At 69.3% G+C, this 21,288-nt stretch carries 15 protein-coding genes, 1 tRNA gene and 1 other RNA gene; 7 read left to right on the top strand and 10 right to left on the bottom strand.

What is annotated here, in order from left to right:
* Positions 1–43: 43 nt before the first annotated feature.
* Complete coding sequence (locus B3S45_RS00945) at positions 44–967, bottom strand: proteasome assembly chaperone family protein (RefSeq protein ID WP_286716906.1); 924 nt, start codon at positions 965–967, stop codon at positions 44–46.
* 83 nt (positions 968–1,050) lie between these two features.
* Here B3S45_RS00945 and B3S45_RS00940 point away from each other — a divergent pair, with 83 nt between their 5' ends.
* The 3 genes from B3S45_RS00940 to sucB all read left to right on the top strand — a co-directional run bounded on the left by B3S45_RS00940 (position 1,051) and on the right by sucB (position 5,683).
* Positions 1,051–2,517, top strand: a complete 1,467-nt coding sequence (locus B3S45_RS00940; RefSeq protein WP_286716903.1) for a leucyl aminopeptidase — start codon at positions 1,051–1,053, stop codon at positions 2,515–2,517.
* Positions 2,517–3,887 carry a dihydrolipoyl dehydrogenase gene (gene lpdA, locus B3S45_RS00935; protein ID WP_286716901.1) on the top strand — a complete coding sequence of 457 codons (1,371 nt, stop codon included), beginning with the start codon at positions 2,517–2,519 and terminating at the stop codon, positions 3,885–3,887. Before B3S45_RS00940 ends, lpdA begins: the two co-directional genes overlap by 1 nt.
* Before the next feature lie 92 nt (positions 3,888–3,979).
* The gene (sucB, locus tag B3S45_RS00930; protein WP_286716900.1) at positions 3,980–5,683 is read left to right on the top strand and encodes a 2-oxoglutarate dehydrogenase, E2 component, dihydrolipoamide succinyltransferase; all 1,704 of its coding nucleotides are present in this window, start codon (positions 3,980–3,982) and stop codon (positions 5,681–5,683) included.
* 11 nt (positions 5,684–5,694) lie between these two features.
* Here sucB and B3S45_RS00925 read toward each other — a convergent pair whose 3' ends face one another.
* The gene (locus tag B3S45_RS00925) at positions 5,695–7,020 is read right to left on the bottom strand and encodes a hypothetical protein (protein WP_286716898.1); all 1,326 of its coding nucleotides are present in this window, start codon (positions 7,018–7,020) and stop codon (positions 5,695–5,697) included.
* Between the two features lie 107 nt (positions 7,021–7,127).
* Between B3S45_RS00925 and B3S45_RS00920 the strand changes: the two genes are divergently transcribed.
* On the top strand, positions 7,128–7,835 hold the full coding sequence (locus B3S45_RS00920; RefSeq protein WP_286716896.1) for a DUF4191 domain-containing protein: 708 nt from the start codon (positions 7,128–7,130) through the stop codon (positions 7,833–7,835).
* A 6-nt stretch (positions 7,836–7,841) separates the two neighbouring features.
* On the opposite strand, the gene B3S45_RS00915 is transcribed toward B3S45_RS00920, so the two are convergent.
* Positions 7,842–8,261 carry an RDD family protein gene (locus tag B3S45_RS00915; RefSeq protein ID WP_194383112.1) on the bottom strand — a complete coding sequence of 140 codons (420 nt, stop codon included), beginning with the start codon at positions 8,259–8,261 and terminating at the stop codon, positions 7,842–7,844.
* Positions 8,262–8,395: 134 nt separating this feature from the next.
* Between B3S45_RS00915 and glnA (B3S45_RS00910) the strand changes: the two genes are divergently transcribed.
* A complete protein-coding gene (glnA, locus tag B3S45_RS00910) occupies positions 8,396–9,820 on the top strand; it encodes a type I glutamate--ammonia ligase (RefSeq protein WP_071043434.1) in 1,425 nt (474 codons plus the stop codon).
* 79 nt (positions 9,821–9,899) lie between these two features.
* On the opposite strand, the gene B3S45_RS00905 is transcribed toward glnA (B3S45_RS00910), so the two are convergent.
* Genes B3S45_RS00905 through B3S45_RS00895 form a run of 3 tightly spaced genes read right to left on the bottom strand, consistent with a single transcriptional unit; the run spans position 9,900 to position 14,497 of the window.
* Positions 9,900–12,890, bottom strand: coding sequence for a bifunctional [glutamine synthetase] adenylyltransferase/[glutamine synthetase]-adenylyl-L-tyrosine phosphorylase (locus B3S45_RS00905; RefSeq protein WP_286716893.1), 2,991 nt, complete (start codon positions 12,888–12,890; stop codon positions 9,900–9,902).
* Positions 12,891–12,900: 10 nt separating this feature from the next.
* Positions 12,901–14,238, bottom strand: coding sequence for a type I glutamate--ammonia ligase (gene glnA, locus B3S45_RS00900; RefSeq protein ID WP_194383110.1), 1,338 nt, complete (start codon positions 14,236–14,238; stop codon positions 12,901–12,903).
* 40 nt (positions 14,239–14,278) lie between these two features.
* Positions 14,279–14,497, bottom strand: a complete 219-nt coding sequence (locus tag B3S45_RS00895; RefSeq protein WP_071043431.1) for a hypothetical protein — start codon at positions 14,495–14,497, stop codon at positions 14,279–14,281.
* Between the two features lie 88 nt (positions 14,498–14,585).
* Between B3S45_RS00895 and ppgK the strand changes: the two genes are divergently transcribed.
* On the top strand, positions 14,586–15,347 hold the full coding sequence (gene ppgK, locus B3S45_RS00890; protein WP_286716890.1) for a polyphosphate--glucose phosphotransferase: 762 nt from the start codon (positions 14,586–14,588) through the stop codon (positions 15,345–15,347).
* Positions 15,348–15,349: 2 nt separating this feature from the next.
* Here ppgK and rnpB read toward each other — a convergent pair.
* The 4 genes from rnpB to B3S45_RS00870 all read right to left on the bottom strand — a co-directional run bounded on the left by rnpB (position 15,350) and on the right by B3S45_RS00870 (position 18,393).
* Positions 15,350–15,705, bottom strand: an RNA gene (gene rnpB, locus B3S45_RS00885) — RNase P RNA component class A.
* 27 nt (positions 15,706–15,732) lie between these two features.
* A complete protein-coding gene (locus B3S45_RS00880; RefSeq protein WP_286716888.1) occupies positions 15,733–17,478 on the bottom strand; it encodes a bifunctional 3'-5' exonuclease/DNA polymerase in 1,746 nt (581 codons plus the stop codon).
* Between the two features lie 69 nt (positions 17,479–17,547).
* Entirely contained in the window at positions 17,548–18,279 is a 732-nt protein-coding gene (locus B3S45_RS00875) for a zinc ribbon domain-containing protein (RefSeq protein ID WP_194383108.1), read from the bottom strand.
* Positions 18,280–18,317: 38 nt separating this feature from the next.
* Positions 18,318–18,393 (bottom strand) — tRNA-Val (locus tag B3S45_RS00870).
* 165 nt (positions 18,394–18,558) lie between these two features.
* Here B3S45_RS00870 and aceE point away from each other — a divergent pair.
* On the top strand, positions 18,559–21,285 hold the full coding sequence (gene aceE, locus B3S45_RS00865) for a pyruvate dehydrogenase (acetyl-transferring), homodimeric type (protein ID WP_286716885.1): 2,727 nt from the start codon (positions 18,559–18,561) through the stop codon (positions 21,283–21,285).
* Positions 21,286–21,288: the final 3 nt, after the last annotated feature.

The raw sequence follows: 21,288 nt of genomic DNA, 5'->3' as shown, positions 1-21,288 counted from the left end.
GCGACACCTGTATGGCAACGTGCCGACCGACGCGACTATTCCCTCACGCGCCGAATCGGTCGTCGTCGCCCGAGGGTCGGTTGGCGAGGAAGCGCTCGAGCTCCGCCGCCAGCTCGTCCGCGCTGGGAAGGTCCCCGGTGTGGATGATCGGCGTCGCCTGCGTCGAGCCGGCCATGTAGGCGTCGTACCGCTCTTCCAGGTTCTCGACCATGCGAGACAGGTCCTCGCTGCCGGCGACCTGCTCTTCGACCTTCTCGAGATACTCGCGGTTCTCGTCGCGGAGCGAGTCGCCGGAGAAGACGAGGCCGGTCGCGACGGTGATCGCATCAAGGGCGGCCAGAGCGGAGGCCGGATACTCCGTGTCGCCGAGATAGTGGGGAACGAGTAGCACGAAACCCGCGACGGCGGCGCCGCCTTCGGCGAAGCGGTACTCGAGCAGGTGTCCGACCGTCGCCGGCACCTGCGTGGTCGGCTTCCAGACCGAATGCGCCTCCGTCAGCTCGCGCCGCGTGCCGCTCACCGTGGTTCCGATGGGCCGCGTGTGCGGGACGGGCATCGGGATGGCGTGCACCCACGTGACCGTGGACACGGCGAACTCCTCGGCCAGTGCCAGGATCGCGGAGGCGAAGGCCTCCCACGCGAAGTCCGGCTCATAGCCGGCCAGCATCAGGAACGGCGAGCCCAGCGCGTCGTGTCCGAGTGACAACTCCAGCCGCGGGGGTCGGTAGTCGGCGAGGTGATCCTGATCGAACGCGACGACGGGTCGCCGCGCGCGGTAATCCAGCAGGATGTCGTTGGTGAAGACCGCGACCGGAGTCGGGTCGATCTCATCCCGCAGGTACTCGATCGTGCGTGACAACGCACTGCCGGCGTCGGTGAAGCCGGTGAGGGCGATGACCAGCGGCAGTCCCCGGGGGATGGGAGGCACAGAGGCCGAACGCTCGAACAGCGACGAGGACAGGGGCATCTGTCCATGCTACGAGGCGAGCGCCGACCGTCGGCGTACCCCGTCCCGCTCACAGCGAACACGCGCATCCCTAGGATGGGACCATGTCGTTCCCCGACCTCGAGTTCCGAACCAGTCCGATCCGAGAGTCCGACGCCGAAGCGATCCTTCTGGCGCTCCCCCCGCTCGACGATGCCGCCGACGCTCTGGCCGAATGGCCCGGCCTGCACGGCGCGCTGGAGGCGGTCGGGTTCACCGGTGCGCGATCGTCCTATCTGCGCGTCGCCGCGCCAGAGGCGACGCGGCTCCCGCTCGCGGTCGTCGGCACCGGTACGTCCCCCGGGGAACAGGATGTGCGTGCCGCCGTCGGCGCGGGAGTCCGCTCCCTCACCGGCTTCGACACGGTCGCCGTCGCGGCTCCCGCGTTCCAGGGGTGGCGTGCCGTGGCCGAAGGCGCCACGCTCGGCGGCTATCGCTTCGACTCCTATAAGAGCACTCCGCCGCCGGCACGCGCCGCGACCGTCGTCGTGCACGGCGAGACCCGTCCCGACCGTGGAGAACTCGAGGCCGTACGCGCCGATGCCGAGGCGATGGCGCTGGTGAAGGATCTGTCCACGATGCCCGCCGATCGCCTCGGCCCGGCGGACTTCGCCGACCGGACGCGCGAGTGCGTCGCGGGCCTGCCGGTGTCTGTCGACGTCTTCGACGAGACCGACCTCGAAGAGGGCGGATTCGGCGGCATCCTCGGTGTCGGACGCGGATCATCGAGGCCGCCGCGACTCGTGCGTGTGGACTACTCGCCGGCGGATGCGGCGGCCCACGTCGCGGTCGTCGGCAAGGGCATCACGTTCGACACCGGTGGACTCTCGCTCAAACCACCCGCTTCGATGGTGGGGATGAAGTACGACATGTGCGGCGCGGCCACCGCGCTCGCCGTCGTACGGGCCCTTGCTCGCGTCGGGGCGCCGGTACGCGCGACGGCGTGGCTCTGCCTCGCCGAGAACATGCCCTCGGGCTCGGCCACGCGACCCGGCGACGTCCTGACGATGCGGGACGGCTCGACCGTCGAGGTGCTGAACACCGACGCCGAGGGACGCCTGGTCCTGGCGGACGGTCTCGCCGCCGCGAGTGCCGAGAGCCCCGACCTCATCGTCGATGTCGCGACGCTGACGGGCGCGATATCCGTCGCCCTGGGGAACCGGCACACCGGGGTGATGGGCGATGACACCGCCGTGGCCCGCTTCCTCGCGGATGCGGCGACGACCGGCGAGGACGCGTGGCAGCTCCCGCTTCCCGAGCACATGGAGGAGGAGCTCGACTCGCCCGTCGCCGACATGCAGAACGCGAAGATCGGCGACCCGGCGGGCGGTTCGCTCTTCGCCGGCCTGTTCCTGCGTCGCTTCGTGGGTCGCGCGAGCGATGCCGAGGACGCTCCGCGCATTCCCTGGGTCCACCTGGACATCGCCGGCAGCGGCTGGCACAAGGGCGGTGGGTACGGATTCACCGACAAGGGCGCGACCGGCGCGACGGTGCGCGCGCTGATCCGCTTCGTGGCCGGAACGACGCGCTGATGGCCGTGCACGAGGCCGACCTCGTCGTGCTGGGCGGCGGATCCGGCGGCTACGCGGCCGCCCTTCGCGCCGCGGAACTGGGATCCTCCGTCGTCATCGTCGAGAAGGACAAGCTCGGCGGGACCTGCCTGCACCGCGGCTGCGTGCCGACCAAGGCGCTCCTGCACGCCGGGGAGGTCGCCGACAACACCAGGGACGCAGCGGCAGTCGGGGTGCGAGCGACGTGGGAGGGCGTGGACGTCCCCGCTCTCACGGCGTATCGCGAGGCGATCGTCGCGAAGAAGCACAAGGGCCTGCAGGGCCTGATCGCCGCCCGCGGAATCACCGTCGTCCACGGCGCCGGCACCCTCGAGCAGGGGCCGGCAGTGCGGGTAGGCGACGACCTCTACCGCGGTCGCGATGTCGTCGTCGCGACCGGCTCGTACACGCGCACGCTCCCCGGCATCGACATCGGCGGGCGAATCCTCGGGAGCGAGCAGGCGCTCGAGCTCCCCGAGATCCCCGCGCACGTCGCCGTCCTCGGGGGCGGGGTCATCGGGGTCGAGTTCGCCAGTCTCTGGCGTTCTCTCGGTGCCGACGTGACGGTCATCGAGGCGCTCCCGACGCTCCTGCCCGCCGACGACGAGGTCATCGGCAAGACCCTGGAGCGCGCCTTCCGGCGCCGCGGCATCCGCACTGTCCTCGGAACGCCCGTCTCCGCCGTCACCGCGGACGAGGATCGCGTGGTCGTGCGGCTCGCGGATGACGCGGAGATCACGGCGGACGCCCTGCTGGTGGCGGTGGGCCGCGCGCCCGCGACGGACGGTCTCGGGCTCGAAGCGGCCGGCGTGGGCCTGGATCGCGGGTTCGTCGTCGTCGACGACGATCTCCGCACCGCCGCCGACCACGTCTGGGCGGTGGGCGACATCGTCGCCGGGCCGCAGTTGGCACACCGGGGATTCCAGCAGGGCATCCAGGTCGCCGAGCGGATCGCGGGTCGACGACCCGTGCGCGTCCCGGACGCTCACATCCCCCGCGTGACGTATTCATCGCCGGAGGCGGCGTCGGTCGGACTCACCGAGGCCGCCGCGCGTGCGCTGCACGGTGACGCGATCACCACCTACGAGTACAACCTCGCCGGCAACGCCAAGAGCGAGATCCTCGGAACGGCGGGGATCGTGAAGGTCGTCCGGCACGTCGACGGCCCCGTCGTGGGCATCCACATGGTGGGAGATCGCGTCGGGGAACTCATCGCAGAAGGTCAGCTCATCGTCGGGTGGGAAGCGCACCCCGAGGATGTGACCCCGTTCCTGCACGCGCATCCCACGCAGAGCGAGGCGCTGGGCGAGGCCCTCCTCGCCCTCGCCGGTTCGCCCCTGCACACACTGTGAGCGTTGCGCACGACACCCCCAGCCATCCGACGCCGGCGCGTCGAGGTCATCACTAAGCTAGAAGCAATCGGCATTCCGAAGGAGACAAGCACATGAGCACATCCGTCGTCCTCCCCGCGCTCGGCGAGAGCGTCACCGAGGGGACGGTGACCCGCTGGCTCAAGCAGGTCGGCGACACGATCCAGGAGGACGAGGGTCTTCTCGAGATCTCCACGGACAAGGTCGACACCGAAATCCCCTCGCCGGTCAGCGGCGTCATCGAAGAGATCCTCGTCCAGGAGGACGAAACCGTCGAGGTGGGCGCCGTGCTCGCCAAGATCGGCGACGGCGACGGAGCCCCTTCCGAGGACACGTCGGACGACTCCGCGCAGGCGGAGGCCCCCGCGCAGCCCGAGGCGAAACCTGCGGAAGAGCCCGCAGCCGAGGATTCCGGTCCCGAGCAGGCTGCTCACGACACGAGCACCGCGTCCGACGCGGACGGTAAGGACGTCGTTCTGCCCGAACTCGGCGAGAGCGTCACCGAAGGCACCGTGACCCGCTGGCTGAAGAGCATCGGCGACGACGTGGAGGTCGACGAGCCGCTGCTCGAGATCTCCACCGACAAGGTCGACACCGAGATCCCGTCGCCGTTCGCGGGCACGCTGCAGCAGATCCTGGTGCAGGAGGACGAGACCGTGGCCGTGGGTTCGCCGCTGGCCAAGATCGGCTCGGGCTCCCCTGCACCCGCGGAAGCGCCGTCCGAGGAGTCCGCGCCCGAGGAGCCCGCGTCCGCGGAGGAGACGTCAGCCCCCGAGCCTGCCGAGGAGCCGGCTCCCGCGCCGGCCGCCGAAGAGCAGACCTCCGAGCCGGAGCCCGCTCCCGCTCCCGAGAAGGCTGCCGCCGCACCGTCCGCTTCCGACGACATCTACGTCACGCCTCTGGTGCGCCGTCTCGCGCAGCAGCAGGGCGTCGATCTCGCGAGCGTCACCGGAACCGGCGTGGGCGGACGCATCCGCAAGGAGGACGTTCTGAAGGCGGCGGAGGCCCCGGCGACCCCGACGTCTGCCGCGGAGGCGGCGCCCGTCGAGGTGGAGGTGTCGCCCCTTCGCGGCACCACGCAGCCGATGTCGCGCCTTCGCAAGGTGCTCGCCGAGCGTGCTGTGGCGTCGATGCAGTCGACGGCGCAGCTGACGACGGTCGTGGAAGTCGACGTGACCAAGCTGTCGCAGTACCGCGACCGGGTGAAGAAGGATTTCCAGGCGAAGACCGGGGACAAACTGTCCTTCCTGCCGTTCTTCGCCCTCGCCGCGGCCGAGGCGCTGCAGACGTATCCGATCATCAACTCCACGGTCGACGGCGACAAGATCGTCTACCCCGCCACCGAGAACGTGTCGATCGCGGTGGACACGGAGCGTGGCCTGCTGACGCCCGTGCTGCGCGATGCGGCGAGCAAGAACCTCGCTCAGATCGCGCACGAGATCGCCGACCTCGCCGCGCGCACGCGCGACAACAAGCTCAAGCCCGACGAGCTGGCCGGGGGCACCTTCACGCTCACGAACACCGGCTCTCGCGGCGCCCTGTTCGACACACCGGTGGTGTTCCTGCCTCAGTCGGCGATCCTCGGAACGGGCACTGTCGTCAAGCGCCCCGGCGTGGTGACGGTCGACGGGGCGGAAGCCATCTCGGTGCGGTCGTACGTGTACCTCGCCCTGTCGTACGACCACCGCACCATCGACGGCGCAGACGCGGCCCGTTTCCTCGCGGCGGTCAAGAAGCGCCTCGAGGACGCATCGTTCGAGGCCAACCTCGGCGCCTGATCGCTCGAGACTCATGGCTGCTGTGCGACGTCATGGACGTCACGCAGCAGCCATGAGTCGTCTCTGCGCGCGATGACGACGACCTGATCCGGTGCCTCGGGTCCAGACACGCGAAGCACGGCGACGCCGCCGAAATCATCCAGCACCTCGACGTCGCGCACGCTCGCATCGAGGTCGACGGCGCCGGGCGGAACCGACGTGATCGGCGACCAGTAAACCCCTGCGAGACACTCGGGATCATCGTCACAGCGGATGCGCGCCTCCAGCAGCGCCGCCGTCACGACAGCGAGGTCGTCGTTTGCGGCCACGCCCACGGCGGCGGCCGGAACCGGCGACGTGGTCGCGGTCGACGCGGGGGTGGCCCCCTGATCGACCGGTGCAGTGGCAGGCTCCTCCGCACCGACCGGCCACAGCAATCCGATCGCCACGACGGCACCTGCCGCAGCTCCGGCGAAGAGGAGCGTCGAACGGCGAGAGCGCGCTCCGGTCATCGTTCGGCGCACGCGCTCCACCGTCGCTCCGATCGTGTCCGCGAGGCCGCCGTCGACGTATCGACCGAGGTTCACGAGCACACCGGCACCGTCGGGCTCCTCCGAAGCGGCGAGGTCGGCGGTGACATCCGCGCGAGCCGGCGCGATCGCCGCGGCGGCCGAACGGGGACCGAACCCCACCGTGACCAGGGCCTCCGGCGACGCCGCATCGAACCACTCGTCCTCGAGCCGTCTCGCGGTGCGCTCGTCGACGCCTCCGGCCACGGAAGCCACGGTCCGTTCGACCAACGACGAAAGTCCCCCCTCCCCTTTCCCGAGCTCGGTCAGCACGTCTGCGGAGGCACGCTCCGCTGACGTTGCCGGGTCGCCGGTGAGGGCGAAACCGGGCCGGCCGTCGTCGGTCAACCACCAGGAACCACTGCCCGGCGACGTCACCCCTGCGTCGTCGAGTTCCCGCAGTCCGCGCAGCACACTGACGGCGATCGTGACGCGCTCGCCGTCGGAGAGGAGAGGTCCGCGCCGGGTCAGGAAGGTCATCAGCCTCTCGACGAAGAGCGGGAAGACGGCGTCATGCCCCTCGACCGAGCGCCTGATGTCCGTGGGTACGACCACGTGCGCCGGGTCGCGCAGCGCCCAGCCGGGCCACGTCCGCCCCAGAGCGGCGACCGGAACCACGAGCGCGGGCGCCCCGTCGTCCAGCCGCGCCACCACACCGGGCCACGGCGTGTCGTCGCCGTCGATGCGGCGCACGACCCGCGCTCCCGCGCGCAGGTGGGGCGCGAGGACAGACGAGGGCGGGGTATCGGATGACGGGGCCACGTCTCCCACCGTTCCGTTCGCGAGCATTCGGCGCTCCTCCCGCGTCGCTTCTGTGGAAGGCTCCTCCGCTGCCGCTCCCTGTGGAGGGGAGGACGTGTCCGAACCAGGCTGCGCCCGAAAGGTATCCTGGTCCCATGGCCCGCAGCACCGCTCCGGAGAAGCGACCCGGCTTCTTCTCCCAGCTCCGCACCCTGTTCACCTTCACGCGCAGGGCGTTCCCCTGGTTGCCGTATGTCCTCATCGGCATTCTGGTCGTCGGCGCCGCCGTCGGCGTGGGAATCGGCTTCCTGGTGCAGCCGGTCGCGTGGTGGAGCGTGCTCCTGTGGGCGATCACCGGCCTGATGGCGGGCATTCTCGCCGCCATGATGACCATGACACGTCTGTCGACGAAGGCGATGTACCGCCAGATCGACGGCATGCCCGGTGCGACCGGCCACGTGATCTCGACGTCGCTCGGCCGCAGGTGGCAGGCGAGCGAGATGCCGGTGGGGATCAACCCCAAGACCCAGGAGGCGGTCTATCGCGCGATCGGACGCGGTGGGGTGGTCATCGTCGGCGAGGGCGCGCGCGGGCGCCTGACCCGCCTCGTGGGCGACGAACGATCCAAGATCAAGCGCGTGGCCTCGGGCGTGCCCATCACGGTGCTCTATGTCGGACACGGCGACGACGAGGTGCCGATCGCAAAGCTCGCCCCGACGATCAAGAAGCTCCCGAAGGCGATCGACCGCGCGACCATGGCCGCGGTCATCAAGCGCGTCGACTCGGTCTCGCAGTCGCTCGCCTCGCTCCCGATCCCCAAGGGCATGGACCCCAATCGCGTCCGTGCACCGCGGCCGCGCTGAGGGCAGTCAGGAACGCACGAGGACCGTGCCGGCCGCCTTGTCGTGCAGTCCTCGCTGATCGGCGTCCCAGATCACCGCAGGGATCACCAGAACCAGGAGCACCGTCCGCACGATCGGGCGCCACAGTCCGACCCAGGCACCGTCGATCCGGGTGAGACGCAGTCCGAGGATGCGATGACCGGGGCTGCCCTGCAGCATGGGCGCGAACACCACCTGGATCGCCATGAAAATCGCCGCGATCACGAGCGGATCGCCGGAGAAGACGGCTGGCAGACCATCGGGGTCGGTGACGAACAGTCCGGCGAGGATGTAGGCCGCCCCGTAGTCGATGAACAGGGCTCCGACACGCCGGCCGAGTCGGCCTATCGAACCCCGCCCCGATGCGGGCAGTCCCAGGCGCTCACCGGGATATCGCTGGTCTGTCACCGCACAAGCGTACCCAGACCCCTGTAACCTGGCCGAAACATTGGTGTCACGACCGGGCAACGCCCTGTCGGTACCGTGCAAGCCATGCCCCTCGCGGGTTGGCAGTTCCCGAACGCCCTACCTCTGGAGACTCCATGTTCAGTGATTCATCCGAGGTGCTGAAGTTCATCAAGGACGAGGACGTCAAGTTCCTCGACATCCGGTTCACGGATCTCCCTGGTGTGCAACAGCACTTCAACATTCCCGCCTCGACCGTCGACGAGGAGTTCTTCACCGTCGGACAGCTCTTCGACGGCTCGTCGATCCGCGGTTTCGCGAACATCCACGAGTCCGACATGCAGCTCATCCCGGACGTGTCGACCGCCTACCTCGATCCGTTCCGCGACGAGAAGACCCTCATCATGGTCTTCGACATCTACAACCCGCGCAATGGCGAAATCTACGGCAAGGACCCGCGTCAGGTAGCCAAGAAGGCGGAGAAGTACCTCGCCTCGACCGGCATCGCCGACACCGCCTTCTTCGCCCCGGAGGCGGAGTTCTACATCTTCGACGATGTGCGCTACGAGGTGAAGCAGAACACGAGCTTCTACGCCGTGGACTCCGTCGAAGGCGCGTGGAACACCGCCCGCGCCGAAGAGGGCGGGAACCTCGCCAACAAGACCCCGTACAAGGGCGGTTACTTCCCCGTCTCCCCGGTCGACAAGACGGCTGACCTGCGTGACGACATCAGCCTGCGCCTGATCGCCAGCGGACTCGAGCTCGAGCGCGCTCACCACGAGGTGGGCACCGCCGGCCAGCAGGAGATCAACTACAAGTTCGACACGATGGTCCACGCGGCGGACGACATCCTGAAGTTCAAGTACATCGTCAAGAACACGGCCGACCAGTGGGGCAAGACCGCCACGTTCATGCCGAAGCCGCTCTTCGGCGACAACGGTTCGGGCATGCACACCCACCAGTCGCTCTGGAACGGCGGCCAGCCGCTGTTCTACGACGAGAAGGGCTATGGCGGACTGTCGGACATCGCCCGCTGGTACATCGGCGGCATCCTCGCCCACGCTCCTGCCGTTCTGGCCTTCACCAATCCGACGCTCAACAGCTACCACCGTCTGGTGAAGGGCTTCGAGGCGCCGGTCAACCTGGTCTACTCGGCCGGAAACCGCTCGGCGGCCATCCGCATCCCGATCACCGGGTCCAACCCGAAGGCCAAGCGCATCGAGTTCCGCGCCCCCGACGCGTCGGGCAACCCGTACCTCGCGTTCGCAGCGCAGCTCATGGCCGGCATCGACGGCATCAAGAACCGCATCGAGCCGCACGAGCCGGTCGACAAGGACCTCTACGAGCTGCCGCCCGAAGAGGCCAAGAACATCCCGCAGGTCCCCAACTCCCTGCTGGACTCGCTCGAGGCCCTGCGCAACGACCACGAGTTCCTCCTCGCCGGTGGCGTGTTCACTCCCGAGCTGATCGAGACGTGGATCGAGTACAAGATCGAGAACGAGATCCAGCCGATCGCACAGCGACCGCACCCGTTCGAGTTCGAGCTCTACTTCGGCGTGTGACGCAGACCGCGTGACGGACGACGGCCCCCGGGTGCATCCCGGGGGCCGTCGTCGTGCCGAGCCGCGTCGCGAGCGACGCTCAACCGTAGAAGAGCGTGTCGAACGTGCGACGGGCGCGTCGGGCGGTGCGCACCCACTCCTCCTCGACAAGACTGGCGCTGTGGGGCGGCATCTCGAGCAGACGCCCGATGCCGTCGAGCTTGGATCTGTCCGTCGGCAGCACGTCGCTGGTCTGTCCCGAGAGCAGCGTGTTGGCGGACCTCAGCCGGCTCGCCAGACGCCAGGACGCCGCCAGACGCTCGGTCGCGACCGCCGACACGAGGCCCGCCTCGCGTGCGGCGTGCAGGGCGTCGAGCGTCGAGGTGGTGCGCATGGCCGGTACCGCGTGCGCGTGCTGCAGCTGCAGGAGCTGCACCAGCCATTCCACGTCGCTCAGGCCGCCCGGGCCGAGCTTGAGGTGACGAGCCGGGTCCACCCCCTGGGGCAGCCGCTCACTCTCGACCCGCGCCTTGATCCGCTTGATCTCACGAAGCCCCTGCTGGTCCGCGTGCGCGGGATAGCGCACCTCGTCGGCAAGTTCGGTGAAGGCGCGGATGAGCTTGACACTTCCCGCGATCCCCCGTGCCCGCAGCAGCGCCTGCGCCTCCCACGACAGCGACCATCGACGATAGTACTCGGCATACGATTCCAGGGATCGTACGAGCGGGCCGTTGCGCCCCTCCGGGCGCAGGTCCGCGTCGAGGTCGAGCGGGAGACGATGGTCCTCGGAATGCCGCCGAAGTCCCTGGACGAGCGCCTGCGCAAGCTGATGCGCTCGCTGAGGGTCGAGCCCGTTCGGTCGGTAGACGTACATGACGTCCGCGTCGGATCCGAAGCCGAGCTCCCGCCCCCCGAAGCGACCCATCGCGATGATCGAGAAATCGAGCGCGTCGTCTTCCGGTGGAACGACCTCCCGGCGCACCGCGCGCAGGGTGGCCTGGATGCTCACTTCGCTGATCGTGGTGAGGGTGTCCGCGATCTCCTCGATCGTGAGCACGCCGAGGATTCCTCCCATGGCGGTCCGCAGCATCTCGCGGCGGCGGAGCGCCCGGACGGAGTGCATCGCGTCTTCGACGTTGTCGTGACGGGTCTGTATCGCGCGCGCTTCCTCCTGGAGAGCGACCCCGGACCGCGGACGGAGAGCCCCGCCGTCATCGAGCCACGCCGCCGACTCGGGGATCCATTCCATCAGTTCACCGACATAGCGGGAGCCCGAGAGCACACGCGTGAGGTCTTCGGCAGCTCCCGCGGAGTCGCGCAGCATGCGCAGGAACCAGGGCGAGTCCCCCAGCCTCTCGCTGAGACGACGGAAGGCGATCAGCCCGTAGTCGGGGTCGACGCCGTCGGCGAACCAGCGGAGCATGACCGGCATGAGGTGCCGCTGGATCTGCGACTTGCGACTGAGTCCCGTCGTGAGCGCCCCGATGTGACGCAGCGCGCCACCGGGGTCGCGGAATCCGATGGCCGCCAGCCGATCCTTCGCCTGCTCCGGCGAGAGGGAGCGCTCCTCTTCGGGGAGAGCGGCCACCGCCGACAGCAGCGGACGGTAGAACAGCCGCACGTGGATGTCGCGAACCTCGCGCTTGACCGATTCCCAGATCCGCAGGACGGAATCGCCGGTGTCCCCGAGTCCGGTCGCCCGAGCCAGGGAACGCAGTCCCTCGGCGTCTTCGGGCATCAGGTGGGTGCGGCGCAGGTGGCGCAGCTGCACGCGATGCTCGAGCAGCCGGAGCATCCGGTAGTCACGCGAGAAGGCGGCGGCTTCGGCGCGGCCGATGTACCCCTCCGCGACGAGGGCGTCGAGGGCCGCGAGGGTGCTCCGCTGCCGGATCCCGTGGTCGGAGAGTCCATGGACCAGCTGCAGCAGCTGCACGGTGAACTCGATGTCCCGGATCCCGCCGGGGCCGAGTTTGATCTGGCGGGCGACTTCGTCGTTCGGGATGTGGTCGGTCACACGTTCACGCATGCGCTGCACGCCGTCGACGAAGTTCTCGCGCGCGGCGCTCGTCCACACCTTCGGCCCGACCGCGTTAACGTACGCATCGCCGAGCGCCTCGTCGCCCGCGATCGCGCGCGCTTTCAGCAGCGCCTGGAACTCCCAGCTCGCCGCCCACCGGTCGTAGTACGACAGGTGCGACTCCAGGGTGCGCACCAGCGCTCCCTGCTTCCCCTCGGGGCGGAGGTTCGCGTCGACCTCCCACAGAGGAGGCTCGACCTCCATCTCGGACACGCCGCGCATGGTCTGAACCGCCAGCCGGGTCGCGATGTCGATCACCCGGCTCTCCCCCACCTCCTCGCGGAGCCCGTCCGCTGCGCCGCCGACGAAGATGACGTCGACGTCGCTGACGTAATTCAGCTCGCGCGCCCCCGTTTTGCCCATGCCGATGACCGCGAGCTGGGTCGCCGCCACATGCTCGCGCGGGAAAGCCGGCCCCGTCGACGACACCCGTGTGCGAGCGACACACAGCGACGCCTCGAGTGCGGCCGCCGCTGCGTCCGCCAGCCGGCCGGCGACGAACGGGACCTGGTCGACGGGCGAGGGACTCAGCAGGTCGAAAGCGGCGATCTTGGCGAGCATGCGCCGATACCGCACCCGCAGTGCAACCCAGCAGCTCTCACTGCCGTCGCGAGCGAAGCCGTCCTCTTCTCCGACCGCGGCGAGCAGCTCCCTCCGCATCTCGATGTCGGTCGGCAGGCTCGTGCCGGCATGCGCCAGCTCGGCGAGCTCCTCTGGATGGCGGAGGAAGAAATCCCCGAATCCGGACGACGCACCCAGGAGCGCCCACAGGGCACGCCACCCGTTCTCGCTCGCACGAAGCGCCCGCACGGCGGCGGGATCTCGTCGCGCGATGAAGAGGATCGCCGAGACGGCGACATCGGGATCGGCCGCGTCCGACGCGGCGTCGCGGAGCTCCTCCCAGGGCACGTCGATGAGCTGCTCGAGTTCGGAGAGGTCCGCATCGGCCTCCGTCAGGCGGCTGAAGCCGACGCGCGCGAGACCGGTCAGGGTCGTGGAGCGATCGCGGGCCATGGAGCCGGCGTCAGAGCATCTCGAGGTTGCTCTTCAACTCGTACGGCGTGACCTGCGAGCGGTACTCCTGCCACTCGCGGCGCTTGTTCAGCAGCACGTAGTTGAAGACCTGCTCGCCGAGGGTCTCGGCCACCAGCTCAGACTCCTCCATGTATTCCAGGGCGTGGTCGAGACTCGTCGGCAACGGCGCATAGCCGAGCGCGCGACGCTCGGAGTCCGTCAGCGACCACACATTGTCCTCGGCCTCGGCAGGCAACTCGTACCCCTCCTCGATGCCCTTGAGGCCCGCCGAGAGCATCAGGGCGTACGCCAGGTACGGATTGGCCGCCGAGTCGATGCCGCGATACTCCACGCGTGAGGACTGACCCTTGTTCGGCTTGTACATCGGTACGCGCACGAGGGCGGAGCGGTTGTTGTGCCCCCAGCAGATGAAGCTCGGGGCCTCGTCGCCGCCCCACAGACGCTTGTAGGAGTTGACGAACTGGTTCGTGACCGCCGAGATCTCGTTGGCGTGGCGCAGCAGCCCCGCGATGAACTGCCGCCCGACCTTGGAGAGCTGATACTGACCGCCCTCTTCGTAGAACGCGTTCGTGTCGCCCTCGAAGAGCGACATGTGGGTGTGCATCCCGCTTCCCGGCTTGCCGCCGAGCGGCTTCGGCATGAACGTCGCGTAGACGCCCTGCTCGATGGCGACCTCCTTGATCACCGTGCGGAACGTCATGATGTTGTCGGCGGTCGTGAGGGCATCGGCGTACCGCAGGTCGATCTCGTTCTGACCCGGTCCGCCCTCGTGGTGGCTGAACTCCACGGAGATCCCGAGGTCCTCCAGCATGCGCACGGAACGACGACGGAAATCGTGCGCCGTGCCGCCCGGCACGTTGTCGAAGTAGCCGGCCGAATCGACCGGTTCCGGGCCCTCCGTCCCGTAGCGCGACGACTTCAGCAGGTAGAACTCGATCTCCGGATGCGTGTAGAAGGTGAAGCCCGCATCGGCTGCCTTCGCCAGAGACCGCTTGAGCACGTACCGCGGGTCGGCCACCGCGGGCTGACCGTCGGGGGTGGTGATGTCGCAGAACATCCGACCGGTCGGGTCGATCTCGCCTCGCCACGGAAGCGTCTGGAACGTCGTGGGATCGGGGTGCGCCAGCAGATCCGATTCGTAGGTGCGCGTGAGCCCCTCGATCGCGGAGCCGTCGAAGCCGAGACCCTCGTTGAAGGCCCCCTCGACCTCCGCGGGGGCGATCGCCACCGACTTGAGCGTGCCGATCACGTCGGTGAACCAGAGCCGGACGAACTTGACGCCTCGCTCCTCGATCGTGCGCAGGACGAAATCGCGCTGCTTGTCCATGACTTTCCCTCCGCTGGACGTCGGTTGGCTGACTGCCAGACTACTTGTCGTCGGCGCCGGTTCCGGTCGCGCCCCAGGCGTCGTCGCGGGCTTCGTCCTCGGCCCAGGCGCGCGAGCGCTCCTTCAGCAGCTCCGGCGCCCGCGCGGCATCCTCGGCCGTGTCGAACGGGCCGGCGCGGTCGACCGCCGGCGAGACGTGGCCTCGCTCGACCTGCCCGGTCGTCAGGTTGTACCAGAACTTCTCTTCGCCGCCGGACATGGCCGCCTCCTCCGGTTCGCGAGCGCCTCGGTGACACCTCTGTCTTGATCCTACTGAAGCGGTGTCCGGGCCTGGATAGGGTGAAGACATGGCAGCGAACAGCACCCGGGCGATAGGCGTCGACATCGGCGGCACAGGCATCAAGGGCGGCATCGTCGATCTCGAGCGCGGCGAACTCCTCAGCGATCGGGTGAAGGTGTCCACCCCGAAGGGGGCCAAGCCCCAAGACGTGCTCGACGCGGTCACCGTCGTCCTCGACGAGCTCGGCGTCTCGGACGAGGCCCTCCCCCTCGGTGTCGCCTTCCCCGCCATCGTGAAGTCCGGTCGCACACTGTCGGCCGCGAACGTGTCGGACGAATGGATCGGGTTCGAAGCCGAGGCGTTCTTCGAGAAGGGACTCGGGCGCGACATCCACTTCGCCAACGATGCCGACGTCGCCGGGATCGCCGAGGTGCGCTACGGAGCGGCGAAGGGCGTCGACGGACTCACCATCCTCACCACGCTCGGAACCGGGATCGGGTCGGCGATGATCTACGACGGCGTGCTGATCCCCAACAGCGAGCTCGGACACGTGCACCGCGCGAAGCACGGCAAGGACGCCGAGGCCTATGCGGCGTACTCGGCGATGGAACGGGACGAGCTGTCCTGGAAGAAGTGGGCGGCGCGGCTGCAGTGGTACTACAGCCACATCGAGTTCCTCTTCAGCCCCGATCTCTTCGTCGTCGGCGGCGGCGTCTCCAAGCACTCCGAGCAGTTCCTGCCGCTGCTGGACATCAGGACTCCGATCGTTCCCGCTGTGCACCGCAACAACGCCGGCATCATCGGTGCGGCGTCGCTCGCGGTGAACTGAGGCGAATGGGCCGGCCTGTACGCCGGGTTCTGTTCCGGGGCTCGCGCCCCATCGACGGTCATCTCTCTCGGCGTCACGTTGCCGTGACGCTCCAGCGGCCTACCCGGGGACTCGGCGGGCCGCGTCATCATCCCCTGTCTGGCCTTGCTCCGGGCGAGGTTTGCCGTGCGGGTCGTGTCACCACGACCCCGGTGGTCTCTTACACCGCCCTTTCACCCTTACCGGGCATGCCCGGCGGTCTGCTCTCTGTGGCACTGTCTCGCGGATCGCTCCGGGTGGGTGTTACCCACCGCCCTGCCCTGTGGAGCCCGGACGTTCCTCGGTGCGACGCGCGCAACGCGACCGTCCGGCCGACCCATTCGCTGCAGCGATCCTATCGCCGTCGTCAGCCCTTCTGCGCAGAGTCGGCGATGCGCACCTCGAGCGGGAAGTCGACGGGAAAGTCGCCGAACAGCAACCGGCCGGCTGCGGCAGCCGCGTCGCGGACCGCCTCAGCGACCTCCTCCGCGTGCTCCCGTGGACAGTGCACGATCACCTCGTCATGCAGGAAGAACGCGATGTGCGGTCGACGGGCGAACACCGGTCCGGATGCGGCAGCGGCGGTCGCGGCCTCGGGGAACGCGGTCAACCGTGTGCGAAGGTCGGCCAACCACGCCAGCGCCCACTCCGCGGCCGTTCCCTGGACGATGAAGTTCCGAGTGAAGCGCCCGCGGTCGCGAGAGGCGCGCTTGGCGCGCAGGATGTCCGCGGTCGACGCGTCCGCCTCGCTAGCGCGTGCCTGCGTCGCCCGCCACGTCGCGCCGGCATCGGGCGTGGTCCGTCCCCATGACGTCGAGACGGGCGCGCCGTCCTCGCCACGACGTGCGGCCGCATCGACCATCGCCATCGCGCGCGGGTACGTACGTCGCAACCTCGGCATGAGCCGTCCGCTCTCGCCCGTCGTCGCCCCGTACATCGCCCCGAGCATGGCGACCTTCGCGTCGTCCCGGGTGGCGACCGCGCCGTCGGCGACGATGCCCTCGTAGAGGTCACGACCGCGCGACGCCTCCGCGAGGGCCGCATCCCTCGACATGCCGCACAGGACGCGCCGCTCGAGCTGCGCGACGTCGGCCACGACCAGACACCACCCCGGATCGGCGCGGACAGCCGAGCGGAGTCCGCGCGGAATCTGCAGCGCTCCCCCGCCGGCGGAGGCCCAGCGCCCGGTCACGACTCCCGCCGGAATGTACACGGGACGGAAGCGACCCGCCGAGACCCATTCGTCCGACCACGCCCAGCCGTTCGCCGACCAGAGCCGCGCGAGGCGCTTGTACTCCAGGAGCGTCGGAACCACCTCGTGCTCGACGCGCTCGAGCTCCCATCGGCTCGTCGACTCGACCGCGATCCCCCTCCGATGCAGCGCGCGGAGGAGCCTGACCGCGGAGTCGGGGTTGAGGGTCGGATCGTCGAGCTGCTCGCGCAGACGCTGAGCGAGCAGCTCCAGCTGCGAGGGTCGCGCACCCGAGGGCGGACGAGCGCCGAGTTCGGCCTCGAGCACGGCGTCATGGCGCGCCTGATCCCAGGGGAGCCCGGCGGCATGCATCTCGGCCGCAAGCAGAGCGCCCGCCGACTCCGCGGCGGCGAGCAGGTGGAGCCCGGAACCAGCGCGCGCGGTCGACAGCGCCCCGCGCTGCCGGCGGAATTCGGCGAGGGTCGCAGCGATGTCACCGGTCGTATCCGTCGGAGCAGCGAGCTCGAACAGCGTCGCCGCGGCGGCAGCCACCGCGGGCGACGGTCCGCCCTCCCATTCCGCTGCGGCACGCAGGGCACCGGGCGCGGCGATGTCCGCGCTGCACGCGAGGATCCGGTGGCTGAGCCGCAGATCGTGCGACCGGGCGACACGCACCCCGGCGGCCAGCAGCGGCGGGTATCGCCGAGCCGTGTCGTCCCACACCCACCGCGGGGCCGAGGCGAGCTCGCGCTGGACGACGTGGTCCGCGAACTCACCTGGAGCCAGCGACACCCGGCGTCGTTCACCCGCATCCGCGTCGAGATCCACGACCACCACACGCTGGTCGTGATCGCCGACGACCGCCCAGGTGATGGGGGCGAGCGGGCCGGGGTCAGCCGAGGCCGTGTCGGCGGCTCTCACCGTGGCCCGTGGCCTCGTCGGGACGCCGGATCTTCCCGCGAGGGCTCCTCTGCTGGACGATCGAAGCGCTCACAGGCCCGACTCCTCCGTGCGCACCAGGATGCATCCGCACTCGGGGCACAGCACGACGTCGTCGTCCGCGGCGCGTCGCACCTCCGCCAGGTCGGTGCCCGAGAGAACCATATGACAGCCGCCGCAGGTGTTGCGGGTCAGCAGTCCCGCTCCGGCGTTGCGGATCGCGAGCCGGTCGTACTGCGCCACGAGATCATCGGCGATCCCGGCCGCCACCGCAGCCCGATCGCGGGTGGCGGTGGCGGCGTCGGCGGTCGCCGCTTCCACGGCGGCCTTCCCGGCGGCGCTCAGCTCCGCGCCCTCCGCATTGGTCCGCGCGATCATCCCCTCTGCGGCCGTCACGGCGGCCTGAGCGTCCTCGAGCTGCTCCATCACGGCGAGTTCGGCGTCCTCCAGGTCGCTCTTGCGGCGGGCGAGGGAGGCGAGCTCGCTCTCCAGCCCCTGCGCTTCCTTCACGTTCGAGGTCGCGGCCAGACGCTCGGTGTCGCGCACGCGCCGCGCGTCGACGACGGCGACGTCGGCTTCGATGCGGCCGATCTCGGCCTGCAGGTCATCTCGCGTGCCGAGAAGGGCGGCCAGCTCCTGAGTGCGCGCCTGACGCTCCGCCAACAGCTCCTTCACCCGAGCGGCGTGCGGCGGGCTTGCACGTGCCGCTTCGGCTCGCCGGATGCGGGAGTCGAGCTCGGCCAGGTCGAGGAGCGCGCGCTGATCGCGGGGAGAAGCCTTCACCCGACCAACATAGGTCACCCGCCCGAAGCGGCGCCCGGTGGTGGGCCCTGCCGGGATCGAACCGACGACATCCACGGTGTAAACGTGGCGCTCTACCAGCTGAGCTAAAGGCCCCAGGTCGTCCAGTCTAGGGTGGAGAACCACCACGACCGGCGCATCGGAGTCACCGTCCCGGCAGGACGGTAGGCTGAGCGGCGGCGTGTTTGTGCATCGCAGACAAACGCGGCATCGCGCCCCCCGATTGCTTGGCACGATCTGCCATCAGACGAAAGGTCTCCCGTGACTGTCCACGACCAGGATCCGTACTCCCAGGGCCCTCTCGACAGCGATCCCGACGAGACCGCGGAGTGGCGCGAGTCGCTGCAGCAGCTCGTCGACGCTCGCGGCCACGAACGCGGACGCGAGATCATGCTGAGCCTCCTGAAGGAGTCGAAGGAGCTTCACCTCGGCGTGCCGATGGTCCCGACGACCGACTACATCAACACGATCGCGCCCGACGCGGAGCCGGAGTTCCCCGGCGACGAGGAGCTCGAGCGCCGGTACCGCGCGTGGATCCGCTGGAACGCGGCCATCACGGTGCACCGTGCGCAGCGCCCCGGCATCGCGGTGGGCGGCCACATCTCCACATACGCCTCGTCCGCCGCCCTCTACGAGGTCGGCTTCAATCACTTCTTCCGCGGCTTGGACGATCCGTCGGGCGGTGACCAGATCTTCATCCAGGGACACGCCTCCCCCGGCACCTACGCCCGCGCCTACCTCGAGGGGCGGCTGAGCGAGGACCAGCTCGACGGATTCCGTCAGGAGAAGTCCGCCGCGCCGCACGGGCTCCCCTCCTACCCCCATCCGCGTCTCATGCCGGAGTTCTGGCAGTTCCCCACCGTCTCGATGGGCCTCGGGCCCATCAACGCCGTCTACCAGGCGATGACGAACAAGTACCTCGCGAACCGCGGCATCAAGGATGTCGCCGACTCGCAGGTCTGGGCCTTCCTCGGCGACGGCGAGATGGATGAGGTCGAGAGCCGCGGGCAGCTCCAGGTCGCGGCGAACGAGGGGCTGGACAACCTGACCTTCGTGGTCAACTGCAACCTGCAGCGCCTGGACGGCCCCGTCCGTGGAAACGGCAAGATCATCCAGGAACTGGAGAGCTTCTTCCGCGGGGCGGGCTGGAACGTCATCAAGGTGATCTGGGGTCGCGAGTGGGATGAGCTCCTGGGGCGCGACGACGACGGCGCCCTGCGCAACCTCATGAACGTCACTCCGGACGGCGACTACCAGACGTACAAGACCGAAGACGGCGCCTTCGTGCGCGAGCACTTCTTCGGGCGCGACGAGCGCACCGCCGCCCTGGTGAAGGACTACTCCGACGAGCAGATCTGGAACCTCAAGCGCGGCGGGCACGACTACCGCAAGGTCTATGCGGCCTTCAAGGCGGCGCGCGAGCACAAGGGCCAGCCGACGGTCATCCTCGCCAAGACGATCAAGGGCTATGGCCTCGGCCCACACTTCGAGGGGCGCAACGCGACGCACCAGATGAAGAAGATGACGCTGGAGGACCTCAAGCACTTCCGCGACGCGATGCACATCCCGATCTCGGATGCGCAGCTCGAGGAGAACCCCTACCTGCCGCCGTACTTCCACCCCGGGGAGCAGGACGAGACCATCCAGTACATGCTGGAGCGTCGACGCGCGCTCGGTGGCTTCCTTCCCGAGCGACGCACCCATCACGTGGGTCTCCAGCTTCCCGACGACAAGGCCTACGCACTGCCGAAGAAGGGGTCGGGCACGCAGGAGGTCGCGACGACCATGGCCTTCGTTCGCCTGCTGAAGGATCTGCTGCGCGCCAAGGACTTCGGACACCGCATCGTGCCGATCATCCCCGACGAAGCACGGACGTTCGGCATGGACGCCTTCTTCCCGACGGCGAAGATCTACAACCCGAACGGCCAGCACTACACGTCCGTGGACCGCGAGCTGCTCCTGGCCTACAAGGAGAGCCCGCAGGGCCAGATCATGCACGTCGGCATCAACGAAGCCGGCGCGATGGCCGCGTTCACCGGTGTCGGCACGGCGTATTCGACGCACGGCGAACCGCTCATCCCGGTGTACATCTTCTACTCGATGTTCGGCTTCCAGCGCACCGGCGACGCGCAGTGGGCGGCGGGCGACCAGATGGCGCGCGGGTTCATCATCGGCGCGACCGCCGGCCGCACGACCCTGACCGGGGAAGGTCTGCAGCACGCGGACGGTCATTCGCACCTGCTCGCCTCCTCCAACCCCGCCACCGTGTCGTACGACCCGGCCTACGGGTACGAGATCGCCCACATCGTGCGCGCCGGCATCGAGCGCATGTACGGCGGCAACCACCCCGACCCGAACGTCATGTACTACCTGACGGTGTACAACGAGCCGCTCGTGCAGCCGGCCGAGCCGGAGGGCGTCGACGTCGATGGCATCGTGCGCGGCATGCACCGCATCTCCGCCGCCGAGGGCGAGGGACCGCGTACGCAGCTCCTCGCATCGGGCGTCGGGGTCCCGTGGGCCCTCGAGGCGCAGCAGCTGCTGCGTGACGACTGGGGAGTGCAGGCCGACGTCTGGTCGGTGACGTCCTGGACGGAGCTGCGTCGCGACGGACTCGCCGCCGACGAGCACAACTTCCTCCACCCCGACGAAGAAGCACGGACGGCCTACGTCACCGAGAAGCTGCGGGACGGCGAGGGACCGGTCGTCGCGGTCAGCGACTTCATGCACGCCGTGCAGGACCAGATCCGACCCTGGGTTCCGCAGCAGTTCGTCACACTCGGCGCGGACGGCTTCGGCTTCTCCGACACGCGGCCCGCCGCGCGCCGCTTCTTCAAGATCGACGGACCTTCCATCGTCGTCCGGGCGCTGCAGGCGCTCGCGGCGGAAGGCACGGTCGACCGGTCGCTGTCCGCGCAGGCGATCGAGAAGTACCGCCTCCACGATGTCACCGCCGGCACCAGTGGCAACGCGGGCGGCGAGAGCTGACCG

Origin of the sequence: Microbacterium sp. UBA1612 (assembly GCF_002321605.1) — a bacterium.
Taxonomy (GTDB): domain Bacteria; phylum Actinomycetota; class Actinomycetes; order Actinomycetales; family Microbacteriaceae; genus Microbacterium; species Microbacterium luteum.
Note: the sequence above shows the minus strand (reverse complement) of the source record. Positions and strands in the feature narration are given on the sequence as shown.